The organism is Variovorax sp. YR752 (genome assembly GCF_943372545.1).
The window spans coordinates 23,672-49,792 of record NZ_CALRZC010000017.1 but is presented as its reverse complement, the minus strand read 5'-3'; the positions used below and the strand labels follow the sequence as shown (position 1 = coordinate 49,792).

The following is a 26,121-nucleotide window of genomic DNA, read 5'->3' as shown; positions in this document are numbered from 1 at the left end:
CGGGTTCAGCGCGGCGGATCGGTCCGCGCCAGCACCACGCCGGTGATGTGCGCCGCGCCGGCGAGGCGCAAGGTGGCGGCCGCGGCGAACAGCGAGGCGCCGCTGGTCATCACGTCGTCCACCAGCACCACGCGCCGGCCCTGCAGGCCATCGGCGCGCATCGGCTCCACGGCGAAGGCCCCGCGCAGGTTGCGCAGCCGGTCGGCGCGCGGCAGGCCGCTCTGTGCGGGCGTGTCGCGCGTGCGCAGCAGCAGGGTGGCGTCGGTCTTGGTGGGGGCCAGCCGGCGCGCGAGCTCGTGCGCCTGGTTGAAGCCGCGCTCGCCCAGTCGGCCGGGCGCCAGCGGCATCGGCAGCACGAGGTCGCACTGCTCCAGCGCCGGTTCCACCCACGGCGCGCTGCGCAGCAGGGTGGCCAGCGGACCGGCCCAGCCTGCCTCGCCGCGAAACTTGAACTGGGCGATGCAATCGGGCCACGGCCAGGCATAGGTGCAGGCCGCGAGGCAGGCGTCGAGCGGCGGCGGGTGCTTGATGCATTCGCCACAGCGGGCCACGCCCTCGGGCATCGGCAGGGCGCAGCCCCCACAGCGCGCGGTCGGCGGCGCAAAACGCGCCACGCAGGCGTCGCACACGCGCTGTGCGGGCCAGGCGCGGCAGACCTCGCACTGGCTGGGCAGCCGCGCAAGCAATGAGGTGAAAGGCCTCAGGGCCCGGCGGTTGTGCATGCCTCAATATACTCACGGCCCCATGGCCACCGACCCCGCAAGAAGACCGCCGACCATCGATCCCACGGCGGCCGACCGCTGGCGCCGGCTCGCGCCCGCCGAGGGCTCGCCCTGGCTGCACGAGGAAATCGGCCGCCGGATGGAAGACCGGCTGCAATGGATCAAGGCCCAGCCCCGCACCTGGGCCGACTGGTCGCCGCTGCGCGGCGGCCTCGAAGCCCACGCACTGCTGGCCCGCCGCTACCGCGACGCCGAAGCCTTCGTCATCGAACCCGAACCCGCATTGGCCGAACGGACCGGTGAGGCGCTGACCGCGCCCTGGTGGAGCGCGCGCCGCTGGCAGGGCGGCAAGGCCCGCTTCGACGCCACGCCCGAAGACGGCGTCGACCTGCTCTGGGCCAACATGTCGCTGCACATGGCGGCCGACCCCGAGGCGCTCATCGCGCAGTGGCACCGGCTGGTCGCGACCAACGGCTTCCTGATGTTTTCCTGCCTGGGCCCGGACACCGTGCGCGAGCTGCGGGCGCTGCATGCCCGCCTCGGCTGGCCCGCCGCCGGCCATGAATACACCGACATGCACGATTGGGGCGACATGCTCGTGCACGCCGGCTTCGCCGAGCCCGTGATGGACATGGAGCGCATCGTGCTCACCTGGGCCACGCCCGAGGCCGCGCTGGCCGAGCTGCGCACCCTGGGGCGCAACCTGCATCCGGCGCGCTTCCCCGCACTGCGCGGCAAGGCCTGGCACCGGTCGCTCAAGCAGGCCCTGCCCGAGCTGGCGCCGGCCGCGGAAGGCGAGGGCCGCATCGCGCTGACCTTCGAGGTCATCTACGGCCACGCCTTCAAGCCGACGCCGCGCGTCGCGCTGTCGCCCGAGAGCGCGGTGTCGTTGCGCGAGATGCGATCGATGCTCCAGCGCGGCCGCCCTGGCGCCTGAGCGACCCGGCAGCCCTCATTCGGTGCGCGGGGCCCGCGCTCTACCCGCTACAATCCGCCGTTGCGTGAAACTCGCGGGTATTGTCCCGTGATCGAGGGGTGTCGGATCCTGTTTGTACGAGGGGTTTGGCCACCATCGACGCACCGATTTGCTGAACTCGCCCGTGTCGAATTCCGTGTTTCGTTTTGCCACCGTCTCAGGCCAGAACATCCACTGGTTCCTGAAACGAAATTGCTCGGTGACGCCGAGCCAGCTGGCCTGGCTCTACGCCTCGCTGTGCGTGGTATCTCTGGGAACGGGCATGGTGTTCTGGCTGCACGGTGCGCCGCTGGTTTTGCCATTCGCCTGGCTCGAACTGGCCGCGGTGGGCTTTGCGTTCATGATGTACGCGCGGCATGCCACCGATGGCGAACGGATCGCGCTGCAAGGCGGACGCCTCGTCGTGGAGCTCGAGAACGGTGGGCACTACGAGCGCACAGAATTTCTTCCGCACCAGGTGCGGATCGAACCGCAGACCGGCGATCGTTCACTGATCGAGGTCTCGGGGCAGGGTCGATCGGTCAGGGTGGGGCGCTATGTACGCCCGGAGTTGCGAGCCGCATTGGCGCGCGAGATTCGCATGGCGTTGCGTGGCGCCTGAGGGGGCTCGCGCGGTGCTGCACGGTTGGGTTTTCGAAAAATTGAAGAAACGTGAACACGATGAAGAGCATTTGGCGCAATAAGTACAGGCCGGCGAATCTGTTGCTGGCGGCCGGCGCGGCGTTCAGCAACGCGGCGCACGCAGTCAACGATCTGCCCGGCGGCCCTTCGGTGCGCCAGCTGAATCTTCCGGTCGGCGTGACCAAGATCGCGCAGGAGCAGCATCTGCTCCACACGATCATGATGATCATCTGCACGGTCATCTTCATCGCCGTGTTCGCGGTGATGTTCTATTCCATCTGGAAGCACCGCAAGTCGGTCGGCCACAAGGCGGCCAACTTCCATGAATCGGTGGTGGTCGAGGTCATCTGGACCATCGTTCCCTTCCTCATCGTGATCGTGATGGCGCTGCCCGCCACCAAGGTGCTGGTGGCCCAGAAGGACACCACCAACGCCGACCTCACGATCAAGACCACCGGCTACCAGTGGAAGTGGGGCTACGACTACCTGAACGGCGAAGGCGAGGGCCTGGCCTTCATCTCCACGCTCGACAGCTCGCAGCGCGCAATGTCCGACGCAGGCGCCAAGGGCGCGATGCCAGACGACTACCTGTTCAAGGTCGACAACCCGATGGTCGTGCCGGTGCAGAAGAAGGTCCGCATCATCACCACCGCGAACGACGTGATCCACGCTTTCGCCGTGCCGCAGCTGGGCCTCAAGCAGGACGCCATTCCCGGCTTCGTGCGCGACACCTGGTTCCGCGCCGAGACCGTGGGCGACTACTACGGCCAGTGCCAGGAACTGTGCGGCAAGGAACACGCCTACATGCCGATCCACGTGAAGGTGGTCTCCTCGGCCGACTACACGGCCTGGGTCGCTACCAAGCGCAAGGAAGCCGCCGCCAAGCTCGACGACCCGACCAAGGTCTGGACGCTGCCCGACATGCTGGCACGCGGCGAGAAGGTCTACGCCTCCAACTGCGCAGCCTGCCACCAGGCCAACGGCAAGGGCGCAGGCCCGATCAAGCCGCTCGACGGCGCAGCCAAGGTGACCGACTCCGACCACAAGGTGCAGCTGCTGGTGCTGCTCAACGGCCAGAACAACGGTGCCATGCCTGCCTGGAAACAGCTGAGCGACACCGATCTCGCGGCCGTGGCCACCTACACCAAGAACAGCTGGTCGAACAAGACCGGCCAGCTGGTGCAACCGGCTGAAGTGCTGGCCCTGCGCGGCAAGTGATCCGACGGCGCCCCGCGAAGAAGAAATTGCAAGGAACAACGACATGAGCGCAGTCCTCGACCCCCACGGTCACGCCCCAGGCGGCCACGCACACGACGAGCATCACGACCACCACGCGCCCACCGGCTGGCGCCGTTGGGTGTTCGCGACCAACCACAAGGACATCGGCACGCTCTACCTGCTGTTCAGCTTCACGATGCTGATGATCGGCGGCGTGCTCGCATTGCTGATCCGCGCCGAGCTGTTCCAGCCCGGTCTGCAACTGGTGAACCCCGAGCTGTTCAACCAGTTCACCACCATGCACGGCCTGATCATGGTGTTCGGCGCGATCATGCCGGCCTTCGTGGGCTTCGCGAACTGGATGATCCCGCTGCAGATCGGCGCATCCGACATGGCGTTCGCGCGCATGAACAACTTCAGCTTCTGGCTGCTGATCCCGGCGGCCATCATGCTGGCGGGTTCGTTCTTCATGCCCGGCGGCGCGCCCGCAGCCGGCTGGACGCTGTACGCACCGCTCACGCTGCAGATGGGCCCCTCGATGGACGCCGGCATCTTCGCGATGCACATCATGGGCGCCTCGTCGATCATGGGTTCGATCAACATCATCGTCACCATCCTGAACATGCGCGCCCCCGGCATGACGCTGATGAAGATGCCGATGTTCTGCTGGACCTGGCTCATCACCGCCTACCTGCTGATCGCCGTGATGCCCGTGCTCGCAGGCGCCATCACGATGACGCTGACCGACCGCCACTTCGGCACCAGCTTCTTCAACCCCGCCGGCGGCGGCGACCCGGTGATGTACCAGCACATCTTCTGGTTCTTCGGCCACCCCGAGGTCTACATCATGATCTTGCCGGCCTTCGGCATCATCAGCCAGGTGGTCCCGGCCTTCGCCCGCAAGAAGCTCTTCGGCTACGCCTCGATGGTGTACGCCACCTCGTCGATCGCCATTCTGTCGTTCATCGTGTGGGCCCACCACATGTTCACGACCGGCATGCCGCTCACGGGCCAGCTGTTCTTCATGTACGCGACCATGCTGATCGCCGTGCCCACGGCCGTGAAGATCTTCAACTGGATCGCCACCATGTGGCAGGGCTCGATGACCTTCGAGACGCCCATGCTGTTCGCGGTCGGCTTCATCTTCGTGTTCACGATGGGCGGCTTCACCGGCCTGATCCTCGCGGTCGCACCGATCGACACGCAGCTGCAGGACACGTATTACGTGGTGGCCCACTTCCACTACGTGCTGGTGGCCGGCTCGCTGTTCGCCATGTTCTCGGGCTTCTACTACTGGGTGCCCAAGTGGACCGGCGTGATGTACAACGAAACGCGCGGCAAGGTGCACTTCTGGTGGTCGCTGATCTCGTTCAACGTGACCTTCTTCCCGATGCACTTCCTGGGCTTGGCCGGCATGCCGCGACGCTATGCCGACTACCCGATGCAGTTCGCCGACTTCAACGCACTTGCGTCGGTCGGTGCCTTCTTCTTCGGCTTCGCGCAGGTGTACTTCTTCCTCTTCATCGTGCTGCCCACCATGCGCGGCAAGGGTGAGAAGGCTTCGCAGAAGCCCTGGGAAGCGGCCGAAGGCCTCGAGTGGGAAGTGCCGTCGCCGGCCCCGTTCCACACCTTCGAGAACCCGCCCAAGCTCGACGTGACCGCCACCAAGGTGATCGGCTGATCACCCGCGCACGCCGAACAAGCACAGCAATTGCACGACGATGACAACGCCCGAACAAAGAAAGAACAACCGACGCATGGGGCTCACGCTGGCCTCCATCGCGGTGATCTTCTTCATCGGCTTCATCGTCCGCATGGTCTGGTTCAGCGGACGCTGACCGCGCCGCATCGCACGCCCTGAACGGAAGCAACAGCATGAGCCTCGGCCAACGCATCCGCCGCGCCAACGTCCGCATGGTCGGCAAGCTGGCCGTGGTGACCTGCGGCATGTTCGCCTTCGGCTATGCGCTGGTGCCGATGTACCGCGCGATCTGCGAAATGACCGGCATCAACATCCTCGCGCTCTCCGAGCTCCAGGTGCCGGGCGGCGCCAGCGGTGCCAAGAACGTGCGCGTCCCGGACAACACGCAGGTCGACATGACCCGCACGATCAAGGTCGAGTTCGACTCCAACGTGCGCGGCGGCCTCTGGGACTTCAAGCCGGCCGAGCGCTTCATCGAAGTGCACCCGGGCCAGCTGAACACGGTGATGTACGAGTTCCAGAACACGCAGAACCGCCGCATGGCCGCGCAGGCCATCCCGAGCTACGCGCCGCAGCAGGCCGCGGCGCATTTCAACAAGCTCGAGTGCTTCTGCTTCAACCAGTACACGCTCGATGCGGGCGAGAAGAAGCAGTGGCCGGTCGCCTTCGTGATCGATCCGAAGATCTCGAAGGACGTCAAGACCATCACGCTGTCGTACACCTTCTTCGAGGTGGGCGGCAAGACGCCTCCGGCCCCGGTGGCCGCTGTTTCGCATGTTGTCGCCGATGAGCCGCGCTCGTGAGTTCCCCACCTCCATCGCCCGCGCCCGAAGCGTCGCGTCGCAAGCCCACGCTGTGGGACACGATGAAGGCGGTGGGCTGGTCGTTCTTCGGGGTGCGCCGCAACAGCGCCTACAAGGAAGACCTGGGCAAGCTCAATCCGCTGCACGTCATCGTGGTGGCGTTTGCCGCAGTGATCGTCTTCGTGGTCGGGCTGGTGCTGCTGGTGCGGCATGTGGTCGCGACCGCCTGAGCGCTGCCTGCTGAGCCGAAGATAAAAACCACGATCTCCAGAATCATTGAATCGAGAGAAGAAAGAAAGCCAGGAGCTGATATGAGTTCAACCACCCACGGCACCACGCCCTACTACTTCGTGCCCGGACCCTCGGCCTACCCGGTCGTGTCCGCGATCGGCTTGTTCTTCGTGATCCTCGGCGCGGGGCAATGGATCAACAGCCACCAGTGGGGCGCCTGGTCGCTGCTGCTGGGCATGGTGATCTGGCTCGGCACGCTCTTCGTGTGGTTCCGTGCCGCCGTCGGCGAGAGCGAGAGCGGCCAGTACGGCCACAAGATCGACCTCTCGTACCGCTGGAGCATGAGCTGGTTCATCTTCTCGGAAGTGATGTTCTTCGGCGCCTTCTTCACGGCGCTGTGGTGGGCCCGCACCCACGCGCTGCCGACGCTCGGCAGCCTGGACAACGCGATCCTCTGGCCCGACTTCAAGGCCGTGTGGCCTAGCGTTGCGGCCGGTGTCACCGGTTCACCGGCCGGCATCATCGAGCCGTTCCAGACCGTCGGCCCGTTCTGGCTGCCGACCATCAACACCGCGCTGCTGCTGAGCTCGGGCGTGACGCTGACCATCGCCCACCACGCGTTGCGCGCCGACCACCGCGCACAGTGCATCCGTTTCATGTGGCTCACCGTGCTGCTGGGCGTGATCTTCCTGACCGTGCAGGGCTACGAGTACTTCCACCTGTACACCGAGTTGAACCTCAAGCTCACGTCGGGCACCTACGGTTCGACCTTCTTCATGCTGACCGGCTTCCACGGCCTGCACGTGTTCATCGGCATGCTGATGCTGCTGTTCATCACGCTGCGCCTGCAGAAGGGCCACTTCACCGCCGAGCGTCACTTCGGCTTCGAAGGCGCCGCCTGGTACTGGCACTTCGTGGACGTGGTCTGGCTGGGCCTGTACGTGCTGGTCTATTGGCTTTGAGCGACAAACCTCACGGCATTCCAGAAAAAAGGCGCCGTAAGGCGCCTTTTTCATGGTTCTCGTGGAACGAGCACCATCTGCTACTTCCCGAGCGGGAGCCCGGTGGGCTGGATGTAGCCGAGTTTCCAGGCCAGCAGCATGCACAGGAACAAAAAGACCGACAGGCCGATCCGAAAGGTGAGCGCGCGGGCCATGCCCCCGCGTTTGTTTTGCCCGTCGCGACCGTCCTTCAGCATGAAGTAGAGCGCGAAGGCGAGGCTCGCGAAGATGCCCAGAAAGATCAGGGCGACGAAGTATTTCATGACCCGCATTATCGGCCGCACGCCCCGTCCGCTCCAGTGACCTCCGAGCCTCCCGAGCCCCTTGTCTCCTCTGCCACGCCGCGCCGCCGCGCAGGCCGGGGCCGTTTCCTGGTCGTTACGCTGGCGGCCGTGCTGGCGCTGGCGGCCACCGTGTCGCTGGGCCGCTGGCAGCTCTCGCGCGCCGCGCAGAAAGAAGCGCTGCAGGCCCGCATCGATGCGCAGAAGCAAAAGCCCCCGCTGTCGCAGGCGGAGTTCCTGGCACTGAGCGAAGCGGTCGGCGAGCTGCACCGGCCGGTGCAGCTGCGCGGCCTGTGGCTCACGGCGCAGACGGTCTACCTGGACAACCGCCAGATGCACGGCACGCCGGGCTTCTACGTGCTGACGCCGTTCGCACTCGAAGGCAGCGAGCAGACCGTGATGGTCCAGCGCGGCTGGGTGCAGCGCAATTTCGTCGACCGCACGCAGCTCGGTGTGGTCGAGACGCCGCCCGGTATCGTCGAACTCACGGCGCTGATCGAGCCGCCGCCGAGCCACCTGTTCGAACTCGGCTCAAAGGCCGCACCGGCGCCCGTTGCATCGGCCCCTGCGCCGGCCCCGGCCGCTTCCGGCCCCACCGCTCCGGCACCGGGCATTCAGGGGTCTTCCCCCATCCGGCAAAATCTCGACCTGGAGGCATTCCGTGCCGAGACCCAGCTGCCGCTGCGCACCGACGTGTCGCTGCAGCAGAGCGGGCCGGCGTCCGAGGGCCTGCAGCGCGACTGGCCGGCCCCGGCGTTGGGCCTCGAGAGGCACTACGGTTACGCATTCCAGTGGTTCGGCCTGTCGGCCCTCGTTGTCATCCTCTATGTCTGGTTCCAATTCATCTCCCCCTTCCGGCGCGCGCGGCGCCGCGCACGCGATGGCCGCGGCCTCTGACGAGCCGCTGGGCCTGACCGTGCACTCGATGCCGTCGCCAGGCCAGGCGCTCGACGAAGCCGAGAACCGCCGCACTGTCCACGGGCGCTGGAAGATGATCGCCGTGCTGCTGATGTGCGCGGCACCCGTCATCGCCTCGTACTTCACCTACTACGTGATCCGGCCCGAGGGCCGCAGCGTGTACGGCGAGCTGATCGATCCACAGCACGAGATGCCCCGCCTGACCGTGACCGACCGCAACGGTGCGCCGGTCGAGCTGGCCACGCTCAAGGGCCAGTGGCTGCTGGTGGCGGTGGCCGATGCGGCCTGCGACGCGCTGTGCGAGCAGCAGCTGTACCTGCAGCGCCAGCTGCGCGAGAGCCTGGGCCGCGAAAAAGACCGCCTCGACCGCGTCTGGCTCGTGAGCGACGCGGCGCCCGTGCCCGAGCGCCTGACCAACGGCCTGCACGGCGCGACCGTGCTGCGCGTGCCGGCCGAGCAACTCGCCCGCTGGCTCGCGCCCGTGAAGGGCCACACGCTGCCCGAGCACCTCTACGTGGTTGATCCGATGGGCAACTGGATGATGCGTTTCCCGGCCCGCATGGACGCCGCCGGCGCGAGCCGCGCCAAGCGCGACATCGACCGCCTGCTGCGCGCCTCGTCCTCGTGGGACGAAGCGGGGCGCTGAGCCCCGCACGAACAATCGCCCGATGGACACGAGCTCCCTCTACGACCTCACGCCGATCGCCTGGATGATGGCCGCCGGCGTGCTGCTCGCGCTCGGCCCGCTGCTCTGGGTGTGGCGCCGCAACGCCGGCTCCGGCCCGGCGCGGCGGCTGCACGCGCTGACCGTGCTCACGCTGTTCCTTACCTTCGACCTCACGCTGTTCGGCGCCTTCACGCGGCTCACCGATTCGGGCCTGGGTTGCCCCGACTGGCCCGGCTGCTACGGCAACGCCAGCCCGGCCGGCGCGCGCCACGAGATCGCCATGGCGCAGGCGGCCCAGCCGACCGGCCCGGTGACGCACAGCAAGGCCTGGATCGAGATGGTCCACCGCTACCTCGCGACTGGCGTCGGGGTGCTGATCCTCACGCTCGCGGGCGCGACCTGGATCGTGCGCCGCCGCCAGCGGCGCCAGCCCGCGCCGCCGGTCGACAGCGCGCACCACCACGTCGTGCTCAGCGCCTGGTGGCCCGCGGCCACGCTGGTCTGGGTCTGCCTGCAGGGTGCCTTCGGCGCCATGACCGTCACCTGGAAGCTGTTCCCCGCCATCGTCACGATGCACCTGATGGGCGCCATCGTGCTGCTCGCGCTGCTGTGCATCCAGGCCGTGCGCTACCGCCAGGTGGCGGCACAGCGTCTGCCCACGGTCGTGTCGCCGGCCCTGCGCAACGGGTTGATCGCCACGGCGGTGCTGCTGGTGCTGCAGATCGCGCTCGGCGGCTGGGTCAGCACCAACTACGCGGTGCTGGCCTGCACGCAGTTCCCGACCTGCCAGGACAGCTGGTGGCCGCCGATGAATTTCGTGCAGGGCTTCGAGATCTGGCGCCACCTCGGCGTGACCGGCGACGGCCAGCCGCTCGACTTTTCCGCGCTCACCGCCATCCACTACGCGCACCGCCTCATGGCGTACGCCGTGTTCGTGGCGCTCGGCCTGCTGGCCTGGCGCCTGCGCCGCCTCGAGGCGCTGCGCGCGCAGGCGCACTGGCTGGCCGGCCTGGCGCTGCTGCAGCTCGCCACCGGCCTGGGCAACGTGCTGCTCGGCTGGCCGCTGGCCGCGGCCGTGCTCCACACCGGCGGCGCCGCGGCGTTGGCGGTAGCCCTGACCTGGGCGCTGTGCGAAAGCCGCCGCGAAAGCGCCGCCGCTGCACCGATTCCTCGCGCCGTCGACAATGCGCGCGGCACCCCCCAACCGAAGAAAGCCACCGCGTGAGCACCCCGATCCCCGTTCAGCACACCAGCACCGCCAACGTGCTGCGCCAGTTCTACGCGCTCACCAAGCCGCGCGTGGTGCAGCTGATCGTGTTCTGCGCGCTCATCGGCATGGTGCTGGCCGTGCCCGGCCTGCCGTCGTGGGCCGACGTGCAACGCGGCGTGCTGGCCTGCATCGGCATCTGGCTCGTGGCCGGCGCGGCCGCGGCGTTCAACTGCCTGGTCGAGAAGGGCATCGACGCCAAGATGAAGCGCACCGCCTGGCGCCCCACGGCGCGCGGGCAGCTCAGCGACATGCAGGCGCTGGTGTTCTCGGCCCTGCTGTGCGCGGCGGGCTCGGCGCTGCTGTGGTTCACGGTCAACCCGCTGACCATGTGGCTCACCTTCGCCACCTTCGTCGGCTACGCGGTGATCTACACCGTTATCCTGAAGCCGCTGACGCCGCAGAACATCGTGATCGGCGGCGCCTCGGGCGCCATGCCGCCGGTGCTGGGCTGGTCGGCGATGACGGGCGACGTCGGCCCCGAGGCGCTGATCCTGTTCCTGATCATCTTCCTGTGGACCCCGCCGCACTTCTGGGCGCTGGCGCTGTACCGCGTCGAGGACTACCGCAAGGCCGGCCTGCCGATGCTGCCCGTGACGCACGGCAACGAGTTCACGCGGCTGCAGGTGCTGCTGTACACCTTCATTCTGTTCGCCGCCTGCCTGATGCCTTTCATCTACGGCATGAGCGGCTGGCTCTACCTCGCGGTGGCCATCGGCGTGAGCATCGGCTTCACCGGCTATGCCTTCGCGCTGTGGCGCAACTACTCCGACGCGTTGGCGCGCAAGACCTTCCGGTTTTCGCTCATCCACCTGAGCGTGCTGTTCGCGGCGCTGCTCGTCGACCATTACCTCCGCTGACCGGACCGTCTGCCCATGAACAAGCGCAATGCCCTGAAATCGATCGCCGCCACCGCCGGATGGGTGGCCGCCTCGGCCACTTTGGGCTTGGGCCTGTCGGCCTGCAGCGAGCAGCAACCGAAGCAGAGCTTCCAGGCGGTTGACATCACCGGCGCCGACTACGCGAAAGACTTCTCGCTCACCGACGCCGACGGCAAGGTGCGCACGCTGGCCGACTTCAAGGGCAAGGCGGTCGTGCTGTTCTTCGGCTACGTGCAGTGCCCCGACGTCTGCCCGACCACCATGACCGAGATGGCACAGGTCAAGCAGCAGCTCGGCGCCGATGGCAGCAAGCTGCAGGTGTTGTTCGTCACCGTCGATCCGGCGCGCGACACGCCCGAGGTGCTCAAGGCCTACATGGGCGCGTTCGACCCGAGCTTCGTGGCCCTCATCCCCACGCCCGAGCAACTCGTCGCCCTCGCGAAAGACTTCAAGGTCTATTACAAGAAGGTCGATGGCAAGACGCCGACCAGCTACGCGATGGACCACTCGGCCGCGAGCTACATCTACGACCCGCAGGGCCGGCTGCGGCTCTACGCGCGCTACGGCGCGGGCGTGCCGGCCATGGTGTCGGACCTGAAGACGCTGCTCGCCTCCTGAGCCAGGCGCCCAGGGCATGGATACCGCATCGGTCGAGCACCTGAAGTCGCGCAAGGGCGCGTTCCGCATCGCGCTCATTCCACCCGAGGTGCTGGGCGCGCTGAACGGCGGGCTGCTCGAGACCGTCAACCTCAACGAATTTCTTGCACTCGAACTGCCGCTGCTCGCACGCAGCGTGGCGGGCCATGTCGGCCTCGACGCGGCGCACGAACGGCTGGACGACACGCTCGCCATGCTGGCCGCGTTCAAGCCCATGCAGCGCCACAGCCACATCGCGCGGGCGCTGTACGACATGACGGCCGCGCACGCCGAGCGCGATGCCGTGGCGCACCGGCTGGCCACGCACGCGAGCGACGTCGCGCGCTGCTGGGCGGTGCAGTGGATCACGCTGTCGGACCTGCCGCTCGCCGAGCAGCTCGTCGCCGTGCGCCGTTTCGCCGCCGACCCGCACTTCGGCGTGCGCGAGTTCGCGTGGATGGCGGTGCGCGACAGTGTCATCGGCTCGCTCGACGAAGCGCTGGCGCTGCTGCAGCCCTGGGTAACCGATGCCGACCCGAACGTGCGCCGCTTCGCCAGTGAACTCACGCGCCCGCGCGGTGTGTGGTGCGCGCAGATCGAAGCGCTGAAGGCCGAGCCCTGGCTGGCGCTGCCGCTGCTGGAGCCGCTGCGCGCGGACGGCCATCGCTACGTGCAGAACTCGGTGGCCAACTGGCTCAACGACGCGAGCAAGACGCAGCCCGAATGGGTCGAGACGCTGTGCACGCGCTGGGTGGCCGAGTCGCCCACCGCCGAGACCCGCTACATCGCGAAGCGGGCGTTGCGCACGTTGACCAAATCGATACCCTGACCTGACGCCCCCTGAACGAAAAAAAGCCCGGCACTGCCGGGCTTTTTCGTGGAGGAGGGCGGTCGCAACGCTTACGCGTACTCGGCCAGCGCCTTCTTCATCTTCTTCATCGCCGCCACTTCGATCTGGCGGATGCGTTCGGCGCTCACGCCATACACCGCGGCCAGGTCGTGCAGCGTCATGCCGCCCGAGCCGTCGTCGTTCACCTTGAGCCAGCGCTCTTCGACGATGCGGCGGCTGCGGTCGTCCAGCGCCTCGAGAGCGGTGGCGATGCCGTCGCTCGACAGGCGGTCGCGCTGCTGCGATTCGAGCAAGGCGGTCGGTTCCTGCGTGGCGTCGGCCAGGTAGGCGATCGGGCCGAAGCCTTCGTCGCCGTCATCGGACGGACCCGGATCGAGCAGCACGTCGCCGCCCGACAGGCGGGTTTCCATCTCGAGCACTTCCTCGGGCTTCACGTTCAGGCGCGTGGCCATCTGCGAGACCTCGTCGGGGCTCAGCGTTTCCCGGTGCGTGCCGTTGTCGGCCGCGGCCGAGTCGGCCTTGAAACTCTGCTTCATCGAGCGCAGATTGAAGAACAGCTTGCGCTGGGCCTTGGTCGTCGCGACCTTGACCATGCGCCAGTTCTTCAGGATGTACTCGTGGATCTCGGCCTTGATCCAGTGCATGGCGTAGCTCACCAGCCGCACGCCCTGGTCGGGGTCGAAACGCTTCACGGCCTTCATGAGACCGACGTTGCCTTCCTGGATCAGGTCGCCGTGCGGCAGCCCGTAGCCCAGGTACTGGCGGGAAATGGAGACGACCAGGCGCAGGTGCGACAGGATCAGCGCGCCGGCGGCTTCGAGGTCGTTCTGGTCGCGCAACTTGCGTGCGAAGCCCTGCTCTTCTTCGAGCGTGAGCAGCGGCAGGCGGTTGGCGGCCGAAATGTAGGCATCCAGGTTGCCCAGCGGGGGGACCATCGACCATGGGTTGGCGACGGCCAGCTGGTTGGCAGAGACTCCAGACAGCGTTGTCATCAGGGGAAACTCCTTTGTGGCGGTCATATTAGCACTCGGTTAGAGGGAGTGCTAAGCCAAGGGTTCCCTTGCATTTCTATCGTTGCGATAGCTTTTGTCGCGATTTGCTGGATATTTGTATGCCATTTGGCGTTTTTCAAGTCCGTGCCGCTTGTCCGAGCAGCCAGTCCTGGAACGCCAGGATGCGCGGGTCCCGGGCGCTGCCTTCCGGGTAGACCAGGTGGTAGGCGTAGCCCGCCGCCATGGGCACGCCGAGGTCGAACAGCCGCACCAGCCGGCCCTGGGCGAGGTCGGCGGTGATCATGTCCAGGTCGGCCAGGCCGACCATGCCGCTCTCGGTGACGGCGCGCACCACGTCGCTCGAGTCGGCGAAGCCGATGCAGCGGCTGTCGTCGAAGCCGTCGATGCCTGCGGCGGCCATCCACATCGGCCAGTTCGGCCAGACCATGCCGTCGGTCTTCCAGTCGACGTAGCACAGCGTGTGCTGGCGCAGGTCGCGCGGCGTTGCCAGCGGGGGCCCGCTGGTGAGCAGCTTGGGGCTGCAGACCGGCACGATCACGGTGTCGAACAGGCGCTGCGCGCGCGTGCCCGCGTCGTGCCCCCTGCCGAAACGGATCGCCACGTCGATGTCATCGGCGTCGAAATCCCGCAGGGCATCGGAGATGTCGAAACCCAGTTCCAGCCCCGGGTTCGCGGCCCGGAACTGCGGCAGCCGGGGCAGCAGCCAGTTGGTCGCGAAGCGGGCGCTGGTCGACACGCGCAGCGTCGCCGCCCCGCGCGCCATGCGCCGGGCGCGGCCGGCGGCGCGGCGCAGGGTGTCGAGCGCATCGGCGGTGGCTTCGAACCACACGGCGCCGGCCGGCGTCAGGCGGATGCTGCGGCTGGTGCGCGTGAACAGCAGCACGCCCAGCTGGTCCTCGATCTCCTTGATCTGGTGGCTCACGGCGGCCGGCGTCAGCCCGACTTCTTCGGCGGCTCGCGTGAAGTTCAGGTGCCGCCCGGCAGCCTCGAAGGTGCGCAGGGCGCGGGTGCCGGGGATCAGTTGGGGGTGCATCGATCTTCAAATGATTTTTGATGATTTCTCAAAAACTATTCGTTTCTCAGAGAGAAGTCAACGCGAGATAGTTCGGGAACTTGATGGTCCATCCGCAACGGTCCCCTCCTGGAGCAACGAAACCATGTCCGCCAGCGCCCCTTCTTCTTCCTCTTTCGTCGTGCGGCGCAACGGCCAGCCCGCACCCGCCGAGACCCTGGCGTCGCTGGCCTTCGCCGGCCACGCCCATTTCACGGCCATGCAGGTGCGCGGTGGCCGGGTGCGGGGCCTCGACCTCCATCTGGCACGGCTGCGCTTCGCCTCGCAGACCCTGTTCGGCCAGGCGCTGCCCGACGACGCAGTGCGCGCGCACCTGCGGGCCGCGTTGGCGGCCGGCCCGGCGGACCTGTCGCTGACCGCCACCGTCTACTCCCCGGTCGGCGAGTTCACCGTGGCCGACGCGGTGCCAGAGCTGCTGATCCGCACCGGCCCGCCTTCCAACGGCCCCGCAAGCCCGCTGACCCTGGCCGCGATCGAACACGAGCGCTTCCTGCCGTCGGTGAAGCACGTCGGCGAAGGTGCCAAGACACAGCTGTTGCGCCAGGCCGCCGCGCAGGGCTTCGACGACGCGGCCTTTCTCGACCGGCATGGCCGGCTCGGCGAGGCGTCGATCTGGAACCTGGCTTTCTGGGACGGCAAGGCGGTGGTGTGGCCCGAGGCCGAGATCCTTATCGGCACCACGATGGGCATCGTGCGCCGGCAGCTCGATCGCCTCGGCGTTGCGCAGCGCAGCCAGGTGCTGCGGATGGCCGACCTGCCTGCGATGGCCGGCGCCGTGGTCATGAACTCGTGGACGCCGGGCGTGGCGGGGCATCGCATCGGCGACGTGGCGTTGCCGGCCGCGCCGGCTTTCGTGGAACTGCTGCACCGGGCCTATGAGGCAGAGGCGCTCGTGTCGCCTTGAATGGACCCTTGTGCGCGGACGTTGCGCGCCACATCAGAGAACGTGAGGGGCGCCATCCCTCTCAGAGGCCGCCGGCTACCAGCGGATGCCGAGCTTCAGGAACAGCTTCGACAGCACGAACAGCGGACCGACCCAGAGGTACTGGATGTCCTCGAAGAACGAAGGCTTCTTGCCTTCCATCTTGTGGCCGACGAACTGGAAGATCCACGCCACCACGAAGATCGCCGCCGACACCGGCGCGACCGCGGCACCCATCGCATGCACCGCCACCAGCGCCAGCACCGTGAGCGCCAGCATGGTGATGAGGAAGGCCGGCGAGCGCAGCAATGCGTAGTACACGAGGCTGGCCGCCACGAAGGCGTAGGCCACCCACGGGTGGATCGCGAACAGCAGCCCGACGATGCTCAGCATGATCGCGGGAATGGCCACGAAGTGGATCAGCTCGTTGGTCGGATGGCGGTGGCTCTCCTCGTAGTGGGCGAGCAGGCGGTCGACCTTGCGCTCGCTGGTGGCGAGCGGGGCGGCGGCGGTGTGGGTCATGGCAGGTCTCCGGGGCGCCGTGCGTTGCGGCAGGACTTCCATGGTGCCCACGGCGCGGCACCATGGCAAGAGTGCGGTCCCGGCGCCATGACTAAGGGCACTGTCGCCCGGGGCTTGCGCCGCTAAGATCAAATCCGTGGCCTCTTTCGACTCCCCCTCCGCACCCCCGCTGCCCCTCACCGACAACGGTGCGCCCGCAGGCGTGTCCGGCGCGATCCTGGTGGTGGACGATCACGACCTGCTGCGCCTGGGCGTGAGCGCGCTGGTGCAGGCCCAGGCCGCCACCTCGGGCGCGCGCATCTCGGTGTTCGAGGCCGGCAACATCGCCGACGCGCTCGCGCTCTACGCAGCGAACGAGGCGGCCATCGGCCTCGTGCTGCTCGACCTCGCGCTGCCCGACACGCACGGGCTCAGCGGCCTGGCCGAGTTCCGGCTGCGCTTTCCGACGGCGCGCGTCGTGGTGCTCTCGGGCACCGCCAACAGCACGTTGGCGCAGGGCGCGCTCGCGCTCGGTGCCAGCGCCTTCCTGCCGAAGTCCGCCGACCTGAAGGAGATGGTGGGCTTCATCCGCGCCTGCGGCCTGTTCGAGGCCGACGGCACGCCGCAGCAGCCGCTGCCGCCCGCGGCGCTGCCCAAGTCGTTGTCGGGGTATGCGGAGTTCGCGCACGCCAGCGCCTGGCAGGAGCTCACGCCGCGCCAGACGCAGGTGCTGCAGTGGGTGCTCGAAGGCAAGGCGAACAAGGAGATCGCGCAACTGGCCAACCTCAGCGAGGGCACGGTGAAGAACCATGTCTCGACCATCCTCCTGCTGTTCGGCATGCGCTCGCGCGCCCAGCTGATCAGCATGCTGCGTTGAGCGGCGCCACGCTGGCGGGCCGCGGCGATGCCGCCGCCGGCCAGCTGCTGAGCCAGCGCGTGCTGCGCGAGCACGTCGGTTCGGTCTACGACACCTACGGCATTTCCACGCTGACCCACCTGGGCTTCGTGATCGTGTTCGGCTGCATCATCTACTCGCAGCTCAGCGACGCGCGCCTGCTGTTCTGGATGGCGGCGCTGGCGGCGGTCGACATCTACATCTTCTTCACGCCGCGCTGGACGCCCGCCCGCCCGCCCTCGGAGAGCCCGTACTGGGCGCGCAAGATCTCGCGCATGGTCACGCTGGTGAGCATGATCACGGCGGTGGTGCCCTGGTTCATCGTGCCGCACGAGAACATGCCCATGACCTCGCTGCTGATGGCTGTGATCGTCGGCAGCTGCGCGCGCGCCGCGCAGTCGCTGTGGCCGCTCAAGCCCGCGCTGTTCGGCTACACGCTGCCCATGTCGCTGGGCATGATCATCGCGCTGGCCTGGCAGGGCGACGGCCTGCACTTGTTCCTGGCCGCGGCTGGCTCGGCCTATTTGATGCTCACGCTGCACGCCGGCGTGCGCCAGCACCGGCTGCTGACCGACTCGCTCATGCTGCGTTTCGAGAACGAGGCGCTGGCCGCGCGCCTGGGCGAGCAGATCGCCGCCACCGAGCGCGCCAGCGAAGAAAAGACCCGCTTCCTCGGCGCAGCCAGCCACGACCTGCGCCAGCCGCTGCACGCCATCGCGCTGTTCGGCGCCGCGCTCGAGAACGAACTGCGCGGCCGTCCCGAGAGCCGCAACGCCGAGCGCCTGATGCGCGCCGTGAACGCGCTGGGCGCCTCGCTCGACACCATGCTCGACGTCTCCCGGCTCGACGCGGGCGTCATCACGCCATCGCCGCAGCCGGTGGAGCTCGACGCGCTCTTCCTGCCGCTCAACCACACCTTCTCGGCGCAGGCCGAGCAGAAAGAACTGCAGCTGCGCGTGCGCGCCAGCGGCCTGTGGGTGCGCAGCGATCCGCAGCTGCTGCACCGCATGCTGTCCAACCTGATGGACAACGCGCTGAAGTACACCGTGCAGGGCGGCGTGACCGTCACGGCGCGCGACCGCGGCGACGCTGTGTGGATCGAGGTGCGCGACACCGGCATCGGCATCGCGCCCGAGCAGTCGCACCGCATCTTCGAAGAGTTCTATCAAATCGATAACCCGGGCCGCGACCGTGCGCGCGGCTTGGGCATCGGCCTGTCGATCGTGCGTCGCCTGTCGCGGCTCCTGGGCCATCCGGTGCAGATGCATTCGCGCCCGGGCCGGGGCACGCACTTCCGCGTCGTGCTGCCGACCATGCCGCCGCAGGTCAGCGCGCTCGTGGGGCCATTCCCGGCCGGCAGCGTCGAACTGGCCGCACGTCGCCGCGCTGCCACGCTGCCCGGTCGCGTGCTGCTGATGGACGACGAACTCGAAATCCGCGAAGCCATGACCGGCCTGCTGCGCTCGCACGCGATCGACGCACACGCCGTCGCCGACGAGGCCGCCGCAGCCGATGCGCTGCACCAGGCCCGCGCCGAGGGCCGGCCCTTCGGCCTTCTGATGTGCGACTACCGCCTGGCCGACGGCGTCGACGGCCTCGACGCCGGCCTGCGCCTGAGCCGGCACGCGGGCACCGAACTGCCGCTGTTGCTGATCACCGGCGAGACCTCGCCCGACCGCCTGCAGCGCGTGCGCGAGTCGGGCGTGCCGGTGCTGTTCAAGCCCGTGGCGCCCGATGCGCTGCTGCAGGCCATGGCCGAGCTTGCGCCGGCACCGTAGCGTTTCGCACACAGCCTGCGGCTGAAAGTGAATACGTTGTAGTTCATTGCGTGCCGATCCCATCGGTTGGGTGCGTATGCAATGACTTTTGGCACTGCCGGGCCTTCGCCTCCCGTCGTAATTTCGGGTCTCAGGGAAGCGAAATCAGGGGGTATTGCAGGCGTCGACCACCGGTGCCTTCGCACACGAAGAGCGACGCCGCACAGGCCACACGCAGGGGGAATACAAGGGAGAAATAAGAAAGACAGGGAGCTGACGGCCTCCGGCGAAAGCCGGGGGCCGTTTTTTTATCCTTTGGCACGCATGGGCTGCAGCGCACCGCCCTTGCCTGCTTCAATGCTCCGCGCATTCAGCGGTGGGCCGAGCGCATCGAGCACGTCTTGCGGCCAGTGGACTTTCTGTTCAGTGGCATAGGTCAGCCAGTTCAACGTGCCCCAGGCCAGATAGATGGGCAGGCTCATCGGCAGCAATACGTGGGCGGCCAGTGTGAGGCCGGGTTGCTTCCTCCACCATTGGATGTACTTCGGTCCGAAGGGGCCGACCAGTCCCATGCTCTGCCACCAGTTGTGCGGCTTGGATACCGTGGGGCTGGGTTCCGTGATGCCCGGCGGCAGGGGTGGGCCGTCTTCTTCCATGTAGCGGCGGATGTGCTCCCACAGGGCGGGCACGGTGGTCTCACCCAGCAGCATGCTCGGGGCGATGCCGAATTCGTCAACGACGGTGGCGTCCGTGGCGCTCTTGCGCACAACGAATGCGAGGTCATGGTCGCGGCTCGCACTGGCGGTGTTGACCTTGACGATGACGCGGTGCTCGGCATCGACAAGATCCCAATCGACGCTGCGGACTTCGACAACGGGGCGCTTCAGTGCTGCACGGCGGGTCTTGCCTGCGAGTTGCATGCTGACCCAGTGCACCTTGCGGTTGCCACGGTCGAAGATGACGCTGTCATCGGAGGGGAAGAAGAAGGTGGCGGTGTAGACCCAGAGAAGAAAAAGGAAAGCACTAACTGCAAAAAAGAAGAGAGCGATGCCATATATGACGATTGGATATGTCTTCCCGACTTCAAACGGATCCGGGTAGAGAAGTCCTCTCAGCGCAAGACTAGCTGTCCAGAGACTAAGGAAAAAACCTAGAGCGGCGAATGATGCTGGCATCCCACGCCAACCCTCCCCTCCCACCCCTCCAAACTGGAAGGCTCGGGCGTAGACGCGCTTGAGCAATCCCAAGTCTGTAACCTCAATGCTTGCGACCTCGGTTTTTCCAAAGCTGCGCAATACGTCGATGCGCTTCTTTGTGGGGTGCTTGTTGGCTGTTCGCGGTGCCTCCGCTTCCGGTGTACTCAAGAACTCGTCCTTCGTGTCGGGCTTCGCTGCCGCGGGTCATACGCGGGTGTTGGGTATGGCGCTGGTTCTGGTGTCGCTACCGGCTTGGGAGGTGCAAGCGCTTCATCGAGTTTGAGCTGCTCTTCATGGCCATCGGTAAATTTCACACCTCGATTGCCCTTCCCAAAAAAGCTGCGGTTGGCCCATTTTTCCAGTGGCGTGAGTTCTTGCATGGCAATGAGTGTGGCCACGATGCCTGCGCCCAGCAAGACAAGGCCCACGCCCGAAATGATGGAGGCGACTGCAAATCCGGCGACCGACGCTTCCATGCCGCCGACGATGGAGCCCGCGATGATCACGAGCACGCGCTGGCTTGCAAAGCGCTTGAGGGCCGCTTGTGCGCCCGCTTCAGTAGCAAGCGCCGTGCTTGTTATTGCAGTTCCCATGAAGGCGAAACCTGCAACTGTGTAGGCACCATATGCAACGTCATTGGCATTCTCTTTCGCAACATCCGCCTTATCCCAAGAAATCCACGCATTGATCACCCCACCTCCCACACCCGCCAGCGCAGCCCCAAGCCTGAGCGCCGGAAGCACCGCACTGGCCTGCATCGCTGCCGCACCGCCTTGCCCCACCAGCCGCATGCTGTGGCCCGCATGGGCGAGTTCGAAGAAGGCTGTCGCCAGCCCCGAGGCGCTGTCGCCCACGCTCAGCCATGCATCGTGGCGCTTCTTCTCGGCCGCGGGGCCGTCCCCTGAATAGGCCTCCATCAAGGCCTTGATGCCCCAGTACATGCCCAGACCCTGCACGAACAGGCTGCCGAGGGCCAGGCGGGCGTCGGTGCCGCTCTTGAAGTTCTCCGCCTTGATCTCCCGGGCCGCACCGATCGCACGCTCATTCTGGTATTGGAGGACGCGTGTCGCGCTGTTGGGGGTCAACTCGATGGCGCCCAAGCTGGCGGCCCTGACCTTGAGTTCGGCCAGCGGATCACCGCCTGCGTTGGGCATTTTTGCCGGAGCACGCCCGGGATCGATGGAGGTCGGGTCGCGCAACTGCTGGAGAGCATCCAACGAGGTCAGGGCCCACATCTTCACTTCGCCTTTGCTGGCGCTGACGACCCACTCGGTGGCCTTGGCCGCCGCGCTCTTGCCGGCCAGGATGGCCACGGCGTCGCGCGCGTTGAGCTTGAGCTCGAGCAGCACCGGCATGTCGAGTCTCCGGCCGCCATTCAGGGCCGCCTCCAGCGCCGCCTCGAAGCCTCGGTGGGCCAGGCACACCTTGGGCAGCTTGCGCAGGTACGGCTCCACGACCGGCGCGGTCTTCGGCGAGTTGAGCATCTGGGTCGCGGCGGCCGTGAACGCGGCGATCTGGCCTATCGAGAAGGTTGCCACCACGTTGGTCAGCCAGCTGTACTTGCGACCGGCCTCGGTGGTGAGCAATCCCTTGATGAGGTCGTAGGTCTTGTCGCGCATGTTCTCGCCGGCGCGGTCCCATTCGCCGACGAGGACGGCATGCGCCTGCTCGATGACGTTTTTCTGGTTGCCGAACATGGCGCGCAGTGCAATGGCCTGCGCATCGGTGATGGGCTTGTCCAGTGTGTGAGCCAGATAGTCCTTGAAGCACTGCGGCGTGCTCAGTGGCTGCGGAAAGTGGATCAGGTGGCTTTCGCTTGCGTAGATGGCACCGGGGCAGTTTCGTGTCTGTTCCGTCAGTTTGTTCGGGCTGTTCTCGTCGAAGTGGCGCTTGAAGTAGTCGAGCGTGGCTGGGTGTTTCGTCGCGTGCAGCCAGTCGAGCTCGTAGGCGGACAGCAGCTCGGCTTCCTTGCCAAGTGCGGTATCGCGTGTTTTCTGCCACTCCTTGCGCTTGAGCGCGTCGATCTCGTTCGCAATGCCGTGCCACTCGGACTCGCCGATGCGTTCGCCGCGCTGACCGATGCGTCGCGTGCGGCGGATGTTCCCCGGCTCGACGATGCGCCCGTTGCGGCTGCCATCGGCTGCGAGTGAGCCATCGGCGGCCGGTTCCCATGCAAAGCCCACTTGAAAGTATGGCTGTCCGCGCAGTTGTTCCCATTGCTCGCGGGAGGTGCTGCCGTAGGCCTCGCTTTCGGCGCGGGCCATGCCTGCGGTCTTCATTGCCGCCTGCAGCGCGTTCAACGTCGCATGGCTTGCGGTGGGCCACGCCTCGGGCGATTGGAGTGTGGCGTCCTTGAACGCCTTGTCCCTGGCAAGACGAATACCGTTCAGATCGGCGGCAAGCCCCACGGGGTCGGGGATGGCGAGCACGAACGCCTTGCCCCGCGTCGTCGCGTGCTGCTCGGCCTGCCGCCGCATGGCAGCGGCCATGCCATTGGCCAACCGGTAGGTCTTGTCTTGCGACGCGCCGTAGAAGGGCGTGGCGGACTCGGTGCCGCCTTGGGTGACGTTGATCCCTTCCTTGATGCCACCATGCTTCATCGAGCGCAGCGCGAAGTCGGCGACATGCTTCTGGATCAGCGCCTCTTCGGCCTTGAAGGCATGCGACACGCCGCCCAGATCGGCCCGCGAGTCGATGCACACCATGCCGGCTGCAGCGGGGTTGGCCTGCACCTGCGCGCGCATGGTGTCGTCCCACCAGTTCATGCTGAAGCCGATCCACACAGGGCCGGCGCTGCCCGGTTCTTTTTCGGGCAGCTGGATGCAGAGGGTGCGCACGTCGTTCGGGTGCGTGGGCTTGACGCTGCATGCGAAGCTGGCTTCCCGATCGGCCCAGACGATCTGGCTTTCGGGGACGAGTGCGCCGCTGCCTTGCACCCGGTACGCCTGCCAGGATTTGATGAGCTGCGGAGGGCATTTGGTGTAGTACACGTACACGAAGCCGCCCTGGCGCAGCATGCGCAGGACATGGCGCGATTTTTTCAGCGCGGGCAGGCTCAGCGCTTTGACGCTGGGTTCGTGGGTCAGTAGCCGCGGAGCTTCAGCGGGTGCGAAATCCGCATCGGTCGCGATGGCGCCGGGACGCACCAGAAGGATTGAAAGGCCGGCCTTGTTGTCGCAGATTCTGCAGTCGCTCATACGTACTTTCCGACGGTTCGGGTGGCGGCGTTCGTGCCGGTCCAGTTGTGACGTTGGTCGTCGAGCGCATCGCGCAGCACCAAACGGTTGCGCACGACGTTGTTCAGAAGCACCTGTTGCTTCGGCCAATGGCCGAATGCGGGCTCGGTCAAAGTTTCCACGGCATAGGCCGCCTGGTCCGCGGGATGGACAAGCCCGCGTTGCTCGGCGTCGTACAGCTGACGCATGGCTTTGTCGAATGCGTCATCCGGCAATGGAAACGTGGTGTGCAGCCACGCGGATTGGGTCAGGTGAAGGGCATGGCAGCGGGCGAGCAACTCGCGGTGCGCGTCGCTGTCGATCAACGGCTTGGCAGTGAATGCGCCGCGATGGCCTTGCAGCGTGTGCAGTGCGAGGTTGTGATCGAGGTAGCTCCAGCAGGCGATGCCTTGGAGCGCGGACGCCCAATCGATCCGGGTTCCCCGTTGCAGCGTGTGCAGGACACGCCGGTCGAACAGGCGAACCATCCGGCGCGCACCGTCGGCGTCCGCAAACTCGAGGAGGCAAGCGAGTTGAGCCGCCAACGCCCGCCCTTCGTGATCGATGCCAGACGACAGCGACTCCAGCACACGGGGGGTGTCGACGCTGTGAGGCTGAAGCCAGCCGCCGATGCGGCAAGAACCGTTGCCGAGTGCACAAGCATCCAGGTGCTCCTGCGCAGCCCATTCGATGCTTTTCTCGAGCCAGGGATCAGCGTCGCCTTCCAGGCAGACGAGGTACGGAAAGCGAGCTTCCGTGAAGCGGGGGAGGTCGCTGGAGTGCAGCGTGTGGACCTGGCGTTTCCATGCAGCTTCGCGTGCCCGCCGTGTGCCGCCGGGGACCGCGCCGGTCGCTGCTTTTTCAAGCGCTACCCCGGGGGGATCGTCAAAGCACGGATCGACGAGGAGATAGACGGGGCCGGGCCCGAATTGGGCGGCAAGGCGTTTGCCAAGGGCTGTCGTCAACGCGCGTGGCGGACTGTCCCAAGGCCAGGGTGGAAGGGGAATCTCTGACATGGCGGCCGGTGTATGAATGCAGCAAGAACACAGGCAGCTTGACGCTTGGATGCAATCTTCGTTGCCGCGCTTGACCACCCTCCCTGGCCTCCCCGAAGACGACGATGCGGGTTGGAGTCACCGCGCGGTGTTCGAGAGAAGCCGCGCGGAGTGTAGGAGTGGCACTGCCCCGCTGGGCAGCCGAGTCGTGATCGAATTCACGAATATCTGCCCCTTGAATGGAGGGGCAGACAGGTGCGTGGAACGGCAAGAACTATCTCTCTACGCCATCGCTCGGACTTTGAGCCGTCCGCGATGACCATCGTCGACAAATGTTCGCCATTGAGGCGTTTCGCTGCCCCATCGCAGCGATGCGGCGCGGGGAAGGACCGCGCCCGCTCGTTGGACTCGAAGCGAGGCGCGCGCCTCAGCCCAGCAGCGCCTGCGCGAACTCGCGGGCGTTGAAGGTCTCGAGGTCTTCGAGCCTCTCGCCCACGCCGATGAAGTACACCGGAATGGGCCGCTCGCGCGCAATGGCGCACAGCACGCCGCCCTTGGCGGTGCCGTCGAGCTTGGTGACGATGAGGCCCGTGAGGCCCAGCGTTTCGTCGAAGGACCTGACCTGCGCGAGCGCGTTCTGGCCGGTGTTGCCGTCGATCACCAGCAGCACCTCGTGCGGCGCGGTGGCGTCGGCCTTGGTGACGACGCGCTTGATCTTCTTCAGCTCGTCCATCAGGTGCAGCTGCGTCGGCAGGCGGCCGGCCGTGTCGACCAGCACCACGTCCTTGCCGCGCGCCTTGCCGGCGTTCACGGCGTCGAAGCTCACGGCCGACGGGTCACCGCCTTCGTTGCTGACGATCTCGACGGTGTTGCGGTCGGCCCAGACCAGCAGCTGCTCGCGCGCCGCGGCACGGAAGGTGTCGGCCGCGGCCAGCAGCACGGAAGCGCCTTCGGTGGCTAGGTGCTTGGTGAGCTTGCCGATGGAGGTGGTCTTGCCCGCGCCGTTGACGCCGGCCACCATGATCACGGTGGGCGTGTACTCGCCGATGACCAGCGGCTTCTCGAGTGGCTTGAGCAGGTCGGTGACGGCATCGGCCAGCAGCAGCTTGACCTGCGCGGCGTCGGTGGCCATCTGGCGCTTGACGCGCACCTTCAGGTCGTCGAGCAGGTACTCGGTGGCCTTGACGCCGGTGTCGGCCATCAAGAGCGCCGACTCGAGTTCTTCATACAGCGCGTCGTCGATCTGCGCATTGACGAACACGGCCTGGATGCCGGTGCCGGTCTTGCGCAGGCCGGTCTTGAGCTTGTCGAACCAGCTCTTGCGCTCGGTGGCGATGGCGGGTGGTTCAACGACGGCGACGGGTGCGGGAGGCGGTGGGGGCACGGGCGCCGGAGGGGGCGGCGGTGCGATGACGGGTGCGGGCGCCGGTACTGGCGCAGGGATCGGTGCTGGTGCGGCGACCGGTACTGGCGCGGGCATCGGCGCAGGCAGCGGTGCGGGCGCTGGTGCCACCACCGGCGCCGGAGCAACCACAGGCGCGGCAGGCGTCGGCTCGGGAGCCGGGGCAGGCGCGGGTGCGGGTGCAGGCGGCGGTGCAGGAACGGGCGCAGGCGCAGGCGCTTCCGCCGCAGGCTTTGACCCGAACCAGCTCGACGGCGAGAACACCGAGCGTGCCGGTGCGGGTTCCGCGGCCGGGGAGGGCGCGGGTTCGGTGGTCGGCGGCGGGGCCGGTGTCACCGGGGCATCGGCAGGTGGTTTTTTCTTGAAGAAACTGAACATC

The 26,121-nt window shown here is 67.0% G+C and carries 26 protein-coding genes; 17 read left to right on the top strand and 9 right to left on the bottom strand.

Translation table 11 applies throughout. The features are described from left to right. Positions 1–5: 5 nt before the first annotated feature. A complete protein-coding gene (locus AAG801_RS06370; protein WP_341887659.1) occupies positions 6–722 on the bottom strand; it encodes a ComF family protein in 717 nt (238 codons plus the stop codon). A 22-nt stretch (positions 723–744) separates the two neighbouring features. Here AAG801_RS06370 and AAG801_RS06365 point away from each other — a divergent pair, with 22 nt between their 5' ends. From AAG801_RS06365 to AAG801_RS06330, 8 genes are all read left to right on the top strand, one after another. Next, entirely contained in the window at positions 745–1,659 is a 915-nt protein-coding gene (locus AAG801_RS06365) for a biotin synthase (protein ID WP_101488726.1), read from the top strand. A 163-nt stretch (positions 1,660–1,822) separates the two neighbouring features. Beyond that, positions 1,823–2,299: a DUF2244 domain-containing protein gene (locus tag AAG801_RS06360; RefSeq protein WP_099792703.1), complete on the top strand. Its 477-nt coding sequence runs from the start codon at positions 1,823–1,825 to the stop codon at positions 2,297–2,299. 59 nt (positions 2,300–2,358) lie between these two features. Further along, the gene (gene coxB, locus AAG801_RS06355) at positions 2,359–3,537 is read left to right on the top strand and encodes a cytochrome c oxidase subunit II (protein ID WP_101490187.1); all 1,179 of its coding nucleotides are present in this window, start codon (positions 2,359–2,361) and stop codon (positions 3,535–3,537) included. 43 nt (positions 3,538–3,580) lie between these two features. Beyond that, a complete protein-coding gene (ctaD, locus tag AAG801_RS06350; protein WP_341887658.1) occupies positions 3,581–5,218 on the top strand; it encodes a cytochrome c oxidase subunit I in 1,638 nt (545 codons plus the stop codon). Positions 5,219–5,258: 40 nt separating this feature from the next. Next, entirely contained in the window at positions 5,259–5,375 is a 117-nt protein-coding gene (locus AAG801_RS06345) for a cytochrome oxidase small assembly protein (RefSeq protein WP_217493469.1), read from the top strand. A 37-nt stretch (positions 5,376–5,412) separates the two neighbouring features. Next, a complete protein-coding gene (locus tag AAG801_RS06340) occupies positions 5,413–6,042 on the top strand; it encodes a cytochrome c oxidase assembly protein (protein WP_095950886.1) in 630 nt (209 codons plus the stop codon). A 62-nt stretch (positions 6,043–6,104) separates the two neighbouring features. Continuing rightward, positions 6,105–6,272, top strand: coding sequence for a DUF2970 domain-containing protein (locus AAG801_RS06335; RefSeq protein WP_099797201.1), 168 nt, complete (start codon positions 6,105–6,107; stop codon positions 6,270–6,272). 81 nt (positions 6,273–6,353) lie between these two features. Continuing rightward, a complete protein-coding gene (locus AAG801_RS06330; RefSeq protein WP_101488728.1) occupies positions 6,354–7,235 on the top strand; it encodes a cytochrome c oxidase subunit 3 in 882 nt (293 codons plus the stop codon). Between the two features lie 80 nt (positions 7,236–7,315). Here the strand turns inward: AAG801_RS06330 and AAG801_RS06325 are convergent, their stop codons facing one another. Then, a complete protein-coding gene (locus AAG801_RS06325; RefSeq protein WP_062481367.1) occupies positions 7,316–7,546 on the bottom strand; it encodes a twin transmembrane helix small protein in 231 nt (76 codons plus the stop codon). A gap of 27 nt (positions 7,547–7,573) precedes the next feature. Between AAG801_RS06325 and AAG801_RS06320 the strand changes: the two genes are divergently transcribed. Genes AAG801_RS06320 through AAG801_RS06295 form a run of 6 tightly spaced genes read left to right on the top strand, consistent with a single transcriptional unit; the run spans position 7,574 to position 12,753 of the window. After that, a complete protein-coding gene (locus AAG801_RS06320; protein WP_341887657.1) occupies positions 7,574–8,452 on the top strand; it encodes an SURF1 family protein in 879 nt (292 codons plus the stop codon). Next, positions 8,436–9,119, top strand: a complete 684-nt coding sequence (locus AAG801_RS06315; protein ID WP_341887656.1) for a hypothetical protein — start codon at positions 8,436–8,438, stop codon at positions 9,117–9,119. The genes AAG801_RS06320 and AAG801_RS06315 overlap by 17 nt, the downstream gene beginning before the upstream one ends. A gap of 22 nt (positions 9,120–9,141) precedes the next feature. After that, positions 9,142–10,365 (top strand): COX15/CtaA family protein, encoded by a 1,224-nt coding sequence (locus AAG801_RS06310; protein WP_341887655.1) that lies wholly within the window; start codon positions 9,142–9,144, stop codon positions 10,363–10,365. After that, positions 10,362–11,267: a heme o synthase gene (gene cyoE / locus AAG801_RS06305; RefSeq protein WP_099792684.1), complete on the top strand. Its 906-nt coding sequence runs from the start codon at positions 10,362–10,364 to the stop codon at positions 11,265–11,267. Before AAG801_RS06310 ends, cyoE begins: the two co-directional genes overlap by 4 nt. A 15-nt stretch (positions 11,268–11,282) precedes the next feature. Beyond that, positions 11,283–11,906 (top strand): SCO family protein, encoded by a 624-nt coding sequence (locus AAG801_RS06300; RefSeq protein ID WP_099792682.1) that lies wholly within the window; start codon positions 11,283–11,285, stop codon positions 11,904–11,906. A 16-nt stretch (positions 11,907–11,922) separates the two neighbouring features. Further along, positions 11,923–12,753 (top strand): DNA alkylation repair protein, encoded by an 831-nt coding sequence (locus AAG801_RS06295; RefSeq protein ID WP_341887654.1) that lies wholly within the window; start codon positions 11,923–11,925, stop codon positions 12,751–12,753. Positions 12,754–12,824: 71 nt separating this feature from the next. On the opposite strand, the gene rpoH is transcribed toward AAG801_RS06295, so the two are convergent. Beyond that, the gene (rpoH, locus tag AAG801_RS06290; protein WP_099792678.1) at positions 12,825–13,766 is read right to left on the bottom strand and encodes an RNA polymerase sigma factor RpoH; all 942 of its coding nucleotides are present in this window, start codon (positions 13,764–13,766) and stop codon (positions 12,825–12,827) included. 136 nt (positions 13,767–13,902) lie between these two features. After that, on the bottom strand, positions 13,903–14,820 hold the full coding sequence (locus AAG801_RS06285) for a LysR substrate-binding domain-containing protein (RefSeq protein WP_341887653.1): 918 nt from the start codon (positions 14,818–14,820) through the stop codon (positions 13,903–13,905). A gap of 124 nt (positions 14,821–14,944) precedes the next feature. On the opposite strand from AAG801_RS06285, the gene AAG801_RS06280 reads away from it, so the two are divergent. After that, complete coding sequence (locus tag AAG801_RS06280) at positions 14,945–15,763, top strand: aminotransferase class IV family protein (protein ID WP_341887652.1); 819 nt, start codon at positions 14,945–14,947, stop codon at positions 15,761–15,763. A gap of 75 nt (positions 15,764–15,838) precedes the next feature. Here the strand turns inward: AAG801_RS06280 and AAG801_RS06275 are convergent, their stop codons facing one another. Beyond that, entirely contained in the window at positions 15,839–16,303 is a 465-nt protein-coding gene (locus tag AAG801_RS06275; protein WP_341887651.1) for an Mpo1-like protein, read from the bottom strand. A gap of 136 nt (positions 16,304–16,439) precedes the next feature. Between AAG801_RS06275 and AAG801_RS06270 the strand changes: the two genes are divergently transcribed. Further along, entirely contained in the window at positions 16,440–17,159 is a 720-nt protein-coding gene (locus tag AAG801_RS06270) for a response regulator transcription factor (protein WP_341887650.1), read from the top strand. Then, positions 17,156–18,955 (top strand): ATP-binding protein, encoded by a 1,800-nt coding sequence (locus tag AAG801_RS06265; RefSeq protein ID WP_341887649.1) that lies wholly within the window; start codon positions 17,156–17,158, stop codon positions 18,953–18,955. The genes AAG801_RS06270 and AAG801_RS06265 overlap by 4 nt, the downstream gene beginning before the upstream one ends. A gap of 287 nt (positions 18,956–19,242) precedes the next feature. On the opposite strand, the gene AAG801_RS06260 is transcribed toward AAG801_RS06265, so the two are convergent. From AAG801_RS06260 to ftsY, 4 genes are all read right to left on the bottom strand, one after another. Beyond that, positions 19,243–20,298, bottom strand: coding sequence for a DUF6708 domain-containing protein (locus AAG801_RS06260; protein ID WP_341887648.1), 1,056 nt, complete (start codon positions 20,296–20,298; stop codon positions 19,243–19,245). After that, complete coding sequence (locus AAG801_RS06255) at positions 20,295–23,327, bottom strand: T6SS effector BTH_I2691 family protein (RefSeq protein ID WP_341887647.1); 3,033 nt, start codon at positions 23,325–23,327, stop codon at positions 20,295–20,297. Before AAG801_RS06255 ends, AAG801_RS06260 begins: the two co-directional genes overlap by 4 nt. Beyond that, entirely contained in the window at positions 23,324–24,310 is a 987-nt protein-coding gene (locus AAG801_RS06250) for a hypothetical protein (protein WP_341887646.1), read from the bottom strand. The genes AAG801_RS06255 and AAG801_RS06250 overlap by 4 nt, the downstream gene beginning before the upstream one ends. 457 nt (positions 24,311–24,767) lie before the next feature. Beyond that, on the bottom strand, positions 24,768–26,120 hold the full coding sequence (ftsY, locus tag AAG801_RS06245; protein ID WP_341887645.1) for a signal recognition particle-docking protein FtsY: 1,353 nt from the start codon (positions 26,118–26,120) through the stop codon (positions 24,768–24,770). Between the last annotated feature and the right edge of the window lies 1 nt (position 26,121).

Coding starts and splice junctions, on each gene's coding strand:
- AAG801_RS06345 (WP_217493469.1), top strand. CDS start 5,259: ATGACAACGCCCGAACAAAGAAAGAACAACCGACGCATGGGGCTCACG.
- AAG801_RS06335 (WP_099797201.1), top strand. CDS start 6,105: ATGAAGGCGGTGGGCTGGTCGTTCTTCGGGGTGCGCCGCAACAGCGCC.
- ftsY (WP_341887645.1), bottom strand. CDS start 26,120: ATGTTCAGTTTCTTCAAGAAAAAACCACCTGCCGATGCCCCGGTGACA.
- ctaD (WP_341887658.1), top strand. CDS start 3,581: ATGAGCGCAGTCCTCGACCCCCACGGTCACGCCCCAGGCGGCCACGCA.
- AAG801_RS06295 (WP_341887654.1), top strand. CDS start 11,923: ATGGATACCGCATCGGTCGAGCACCTGAAGTCGCGCAAGGGCGCGTTC.
- AAG801_RS06255 (WP_341887647.1), bottom strand. CDS start 23,327: ATGAGCGACTGCAGAATCTGCGACAACAAGGCCGGCCTTTCAATCCTT.
- AAG801_RS06340 (WP_095950886.1), top strand. CDS start 5,413: ATGAGCCTCGGCCAACGCATCCGCCGCGCCAACGTCCGCATGGTCGGC.
- AAG801_RS06280 (WP_341887652.1), top strand. CDS start 14,945: ATGTCCGCCAGCGCCCCTTCTTCTTCCTCTTTCGTCGTGCGGCGCAAC.
- coxB (WP_101490187.1), top strand. CDS start 2,359: ATGAAGAGCATTTGGCGCAATAAGTACAGGCCGGCGAATCTGTTGCTG.
- AAG801_RS06300 (WP_099792682.1), top strand. CDS start 11,283: ATGAACAAGCGCAATGCCCTGAAATCGATCGCCGCCACCGCCGGATGG.
- AAG801_RS06275 (WP_341887651.1), bottom strand. CDS start 16,303: ATGACCCACACCGCCGCCGCCCCGCTCGCCACCAGCGAGCGCAAGGTC.
- AAG801_RS06365 (WP_101488726.1), top strand. CDS start 745: ATGGCCACCGACCCCGCAAGAAGACCGCCGACCATCGATCCCACGGCG.
- AAG801_RS06330 (WP_101488728.1), top strand. CDS start 6,354: ATGAGTTCAACCACCCACGGCACCACGCCCTACTACTTCGTGCCCGGA.
- AAG801_RS06315 (WP_341887656.1), top strand. CDS start 8,436: ATGGCCGCGGCCTCTGACGAGCCGCTGGGCCTGACCGTGCACTCGATG.
- AAG801_RS06325 (WP_062481367.1), bottom strand. CDS start 7,546: ATGCGGGTCATGAAATACTTCGTCGCCCTGATCTTTCTGGGCATCTTC.
- AAG801_RS06370 (WP_341887659.1), bottom strand. CDS start 722: ATGCACAACCGCCGGGCCCTGAGGCCTTTCACCTCATTGCTTGCGCGG.
- rpoH (WP_099792678.1), bottom strand. CDS start 13,766: ATGACAACGCTGTCTGGAGTCTCTGCCAACCAGCTGGCCGTCGCCAAC.
- AAG801_RS06285 (WP_341887653.1), bottom strand. CDS start 14,820: ATGCACCCCCAACTGATCCCCGGCACCCGCGCCCTGCGCACCTTCGAG.
- AAG801_RS06310 (WP_341887655.1), top strand. CDS start 9,142: ATGGACACGAGCTCCCTCTACGACCTCACGCCGATCGCCTGGATGATG.